The following is a 4,805-nucleotide window of genomic DNA, read 5'->3' on the forward strand; positions in this document are numbered from 1 at the left end:
CGCCACGCAGATCAAATATCAGTTCGTACCCGAGTCCATTCCGGCGTTCTCGGCCATCGAAATGCTGAACCTGTTGCAAAAGGATTTCCCGAACTTCTCATACAAGTCGACCATGCTCAATCCGACCCCACCTGGCCGCGGCGATGCACATTGACGCTTCACAGGGACGCTAATTCGCCGGGATCGTCACGATCGGCGTCTTGGCGTCCTGATTGGATTCCGCGAGAGCCATCAGCATCTGCACCACGGTGAACGCGTACTTCGAATCGAAATCCCCCCGGTCGATCCAGTATTGCGAAGGCCCGTACTGTATATCGATGTAGGCATCCTCCGGCGGTTTCTTGCCGACATGAACCACGATCGTCGGCCGCGTCTCCACACCGATCAAGCCGATGGTCGGCTTCGTCGAGCCATGTTCCACGAGTTCCTGCGGTACATCGACCTGGGCGCCCAGGTCAGTGAGGATGCCGAGCACGGAGCGCGTGACCATTGGAATGCGTTCGCCGCGCAGGGCCGATTGCCCGTAGACGACTTCATACGTTTTGGTCTTCGGCGATAATTTCAGCAGCCGGCGCACGAGCATCAGATCCTTCGACGTCTCCTCGTTCTCGCCGCTCGTGGTCGCGCCGAGCGTGATGTACACGCGGCTCACGTGGTCTTCATCGCGCGTTTCCACGTTCAACTGACCGGCGAGCTGAAGCCGCCGGAACGCCTGGATCAGCTCAAAGAAACCGACGCTGCCGTTCGCGTTCGGGCCGCCCATCGCGTTTGCGTTCTGCAAACCGCCAATGGATTGCGCGGTTATACGCAGCAACAAGTCGATGGGAATCGCGCTTTCGGCCAACGGCAACACCAGCCCCGGCGCGAGCGGACGAATGTATGCGGTGGCGAAAGCCTGGCCGGTCGTCGGTGTGAAGGTGAACGTAGGATGGTTCGAGTAAGACACGCTGCCCGTTGCGGCGGCAAAGTTCTGCGTGGTATCGCCGGCGCTGAAGGTGGAACCGGCGGTGGCATCGAAGGTGTATGCGGCGATGATCTGGCTGACGCTCAGGAACGCTGGCGAATCAGCGAAGCGGATGCCCACGAGGGCCGCAAGTATTTCGCGTTTTTTCGCTTCACCAAGGGCTCTCGCGTAATCGACCTGATCGGCCTTGAGCCGTTTCGGACCGATGGCGGAACAGCCTCCAGCGGTAATGCAGACGCACAACATAGCGGACAGAAGGGCTTTTCTTCTCATTCAGCTTGGGCCACGGTAGTGCGGGCAGCACAGCGCCGCCCGGCGAACCGCTGCCGCTGCAACTTTCATTCCCCGACCCGCAATTCCTCTGCAGAAACGCTGCGGATTACTGCGGCGTGGACGGCGACATTGTCTTGCTTGAGCTAGTAGAGCCCGTCGCACCGGAGCCGTACGTAGCCTTCTCTGCACGCTGGATATCGTTCGGATAGCTGGGATCGTTCGCTGTTGGCTGGTAGCCGTGCGCTTCGAGGTTCTTCAAATCCGCCTTCTCTGACGCCCGCGTCACCGGCGCATTGTTGGGCTGCGCAGTTTGTGCCTGGCCCGACGCGACCGTTGCAATAGTCAGCGTCATGGCTACAAAACTCGTACTTACAAGATGAAATTTCGACATGGTGGCCTCCGGGCTATAACCATCAAAGCGCATTGCGCGTGCCCGACCTACTGGCCGGTCTGGCCATGTTCGGCGTTGACCTTGCTCTGCGCTTTTTGCAGATCCTCGGGGTATTCGTTGTGATCCGAACCCGGGTTATAGCCGTTCTTCTCCAGTTCGCCCAGCTCCGCCGAGTTCTTCGCGCGCACCGCTTTCCTGTCGGCCTTGCGTTGCGCTTTCTGGGCCTGTTTCGACATCGGCTGCGCAGCCGATGCGGCGTCCGCGCTCTGAGCGAAAGAATCGGGCGTGGCGCCCACGATGATTCCCAGTGACGCAAGCAGTGTGATCGATGCAATCCGGACGCGTGACATGACGGCGGTCTCCCAGTGAAAAGCACGCCGTCGTGAAGCCGGAAATTATCGATACCGGCCGTCGAGGCGTTATGGATTCAATCGCGCAGCCGCACGCTTGACGATCTCCGTGCGAATTGCGCGCCCTGCTTCACCACGATTCCACACAAGGTCGAATACTGCCTTCGGCGCGGTGTCGGGCGTACCGGAATCGAAGGGCGGCGCGGGCGCGTATTCCAGTTGAAGCTGGATGGCTTGCGCCTCGGTCTCACCAATCAAATCGGTCAAAAGCGTCAGCGCAAAATCGATGCCCGCCGTCACGCCCCCTCCGGTCATCAGGTTCCCGTCCTGCACCACGCGCGCCTTGACAGGAATCGCGCCGAACTGATCGAGCAAATGATGAAGCGCCCAGTGCGTGGTTGCACGGCGCCCGCGCAGCAATCCGGCTGCGCCGAGAACCAGTGCGCCCGTGCAGACCGACGTCACGAAACGCGCGTTCGCAGCCTGCCGCTTGATGAAGTCGAGCGCGAGCTCGTCTTCCATCAGTTCGCCAACACCAATGCCACCCGGCACGCAGATCACGTCGAGCTGCGGGCAATCGGCATAGGTGATGGAGGGCGTGAGCCACAGTCCGCTGCTCGATTTCACGGGCTCAAGCGTCTTGTTGATCAGATGGACCTGTGTGCCTGAAACGGATGCAAAGACATCGTGGGGACCGGTCAGATCCAGTTGCTGGACCCCGGGGAAAACAAGGAAGCCGATATGCAGAGTCATGGTGAAAAGCCCTACGAAAAAGGTGGACGATCGAACTGGACGCCCTGACGATACCCCGCTACGATTTGGCGTAATAGTCAATTAACCCTCGTTTCACGCCAATTGTCATGCGGGCCATAGATGAATCGCACGCCTCGCCGTATTGATATTTACGCATTTGCCGACGTCCAGTTACTCGATGTCTCAGGCCCGCTGCAGGTTTTTGCATCGGCGAACGAACTCTCGATTGCGGCGGGATACAGCACGCCTTACGTGCCACGGGTCATCGCCGCGATTGCGGGTGAGGTCCACAGCACTGCCGGACTTGGGCTCGTTGCGCATCCGTTGCCGGCGGCAGACGAACCGACCGATACGTTGATCATCGCGGGCGGCCGGGGCGTGCATGCGGCATCGAAAGATGCGGCGCAGGTCGCATGGGTAAAGGAACGCGCGTCGCAAGTGCGGCGAGTGGCGTCGGTATGTACGGGCGCGTTCCTGCTCGCCGCCGCGGGTCTGCTCGACAGACGCCGCGCCGTCACGCACTGGGCGCATTGCGAACTGCTTGGCGAACGCTACCCGGACGTGCTCGTGGACGCTGCGCCGATCTTCATCCGCGACGGCGCGGTGTGGACGTCGGCGGGCGTGACAGCGGGCATCGATCTCGCGCTTGCGCTAGTCGAGGATGACCTCGGCCGCGCACTCGCACTCGATGTCGCCCGCGAACTCGTGGTGTTTCTCAAGCGTCCCGGCGGCCAGGCGCAATTCAGCGCGACGTTGTCGCTGCAAACAGCCGGTGACCGTTTTGGCGAATTGCATGCGTGGATCGCGGAAAACATGGCGTCGGATTTATCGATCGCGACGCTCGCCGAACGCGCCGGCATGAGCGAGCGCAGTTTCGTGCGGCACTACAGGGCACAAACCGGCGTGACGCCCGCGCGCGCGATCGACCAGTTGCGGCTCGAAGCAGCACGGCGCCTGCTCGGCGATACCGCATTTCCCATCAAACGTATCGCGGCGCGCTGCGGGTTTGGATCCGAGGAAACCATGCGGCGCAGCTTCTTGCGCTCGACAGGCGTATCGCCGCAGGCATATCGCGAGAGATTTTCGGCTTACGGCGGAGATCCGGATTCGGGGACGCAGTCATGACGCAACGCGGCGGTGCAACAAACTACATAAAGCCGAAATTCCGCGGGTTGCGCCGTGCCATCGCCTTGAAAAATGGGGATAATGCTGCATTGCGCACGCTTTAACCCATATTTCCCGCCCCATGTCCATTATCGATATCCCGAACGATCCGCTGGGCCGTGTCATCGCCCCATATGGCGCCGGTCCGGCCGAAGTTGCGCTCGCTGTCGGCGGCCTGGCGATCGGCACGGGCGAATTCGCTTCGATGACCATACTGCCGATCATCGCGCACGGCCTCGATACATCCCTGCCCACCATGGGCCACATCATCAGCGCGTATGCGCTCGGGGTGGTGATCGGCGCGCCGCTCATCACCATCTTTTTTGCCAAGATCCCGCGCCGCGCCATGCTGATCGGCCTGATGCTGATGTTCGCGTTCGGCAACCTGCTAAGCGCGCTCGCACCGAATTACACGCTGCTGCTGGTCGCGCGCTTTATTTCGGGCGTGCCGCACGGCGCGTATTTCGGCGTGGCCGCGTTGACGGCGGCGTCTCTCGTGCCGCCCGACCGCCGTGCGCGGGCCGTCGGACGTGTGATGCTTGGATTGACCATTGCGAATATTTTCGGCGTGCCGCTCGCAACGTGGCTGGGCCAATGGCTTGGCTGGCGCGCGGATTTCCTGCTCGTCGGCACGCTCGGCATTCTCACGATGATCGGCGTGCGCGTGTTCCTCCCGCCCATTCATGCAGGCGGCGCCACGCCCCGGCGCGAACTTGGCGTGTTCCGTCGCGCGCAGGTCTGGCTGACGCTTTCAGTGATAGCAGTGGGCTTTGGCGGACTGTTCGCCATCTTCGACGACGTCATCTGGCCGACGCTTGCGCATCGTGTGCCGGAATTCGAGGCGCTGCGTGTAGAGAAATGCTGGTCAGGTTACTACGAGTACAACGTACTCGATCAGAACGCGATCATT

General features: G+C 61.3%; 6 protein-coding genes. 2 read left to right on the forward strand and 4 right to left on the reverse strand.

Annotated features, from left to right (window positions below):
* Positions 1-169 precede the first annotated feature (169 nt).
* From ACRXB1_RS30690 to ACRXB1_RS30705, 4 genes are all read right to left on the reverse strand, one after another.
* Complete coding sequence (locus ACRXB1_RS30690; protein ID WP_449494183.1) at positions 170-1,237, reverse strand: hypothetical protein; 1,068 nt, start codon at positions 1,235-1,237, stop codon at positions 170-172.
* 106 nt (positions 1,238-1,343) lie between these two features.
* Positions 1,344-1,628: a DUF4148 domain-containing protein gene (locus tag ACRXB1_RS30695; protein ID WP_449494184.1), complete on the reverse strand. Its 285-nt coding sequence runs from the start codon at positions 1,626-1,628 to the stop codon at positions 1,344-1,346.
* A 47-nt stretch (positions 1,629-1,675) separates the two neighbouring features.
* On the reverse strand, positions 1,676-1,978 hold the full coding sequence (locus tag ACRXB1_RS30700) for a DUF4148 domain-containing protein (RefSeq protein ID WP_062172523.1): 303 nt from the start codon (positions 1,976-1,978) through the stop codon (positions 1,676-1,678).
* Positions 1,979-2,047: 69 nt separating this feature from the next.
* Positions 2,048-2,731: a DJ-1/PfpI family protein gene (locus tag ACRXB1_RS30705; protein WP_174364935.1), complete on the reverse strand. Its 684-nt coding sequence runs from the start codon at positions 2,729-2,731 to the stop codon at positions 2,048-2,050.
* A 120-nt stretch (positions 2,732-2,851) separates the two neighbouring features.
* Here ACRXB1_RS30705 and ACRXB1_RS30710 point away from each other — a divergent pair, with 120 nt between their 5' ends.
* Positions 2,852-3,856 (forward strand): GlxA family transcriptional regulator, encoded by a 1,005-nt coding sequence (locus ACRXB1_RS30710; protein ID WP_449494185.1) that lies wholly within the window; start codon positions 2,852-2,854, stop codon positions 3,854-3,856.
* Positions 3,857-3,977: 121 nt separating this feature from the next.
* Positions 3,978-4,805 (forward strand): MFS transporter (locus ACRXB1_RS30715; protein WP_449494186.1); only part of this gene is annotated, 828 nt, incomplete at its 3' end.

It is taken from the genome of Caballeronia sp. M23-90 (assembly GCF_053574605.1).

Coding starts and splice junctions, on each gene's coding strand:
- ACRXB1_RS30705 (WP_174364935.1), bottom strand. CDS start 2,731: ATGACTCTGCATATCGGCTTCCTTGTTTTCCCCGGGGTCCAGCAACTG.
- ACRXB1_RS30710 (WP_449494185.1), top strand. CDS start 2,852: ATGAATCGCACGCCTCGCCGTATTGATATTTACGCATTTGCCGACGTC.
- ACRXB1_RS30690 (WP_449494183.1), bottom strand. CDS start 1,237: ATGAGAAGAAAAGCCCTTCTGTCCGCTATGTTGTGCGTCTGCATTACC.
- ACRXB1_RS30700 (WP_062172523.1), bottom strand. CDS start 1,978: ATGTCACGCGTCCGGATTGCATCGATCACACTGCTTGCGTCACTGGGA.
- ACRXB1_RS30695 (WP_449494184.1), bottom strand. CDS start 1,628: ATGTCGAAATTTCATCTTGTAAGTACGAGTTTTGTAGCCATGACGCTG.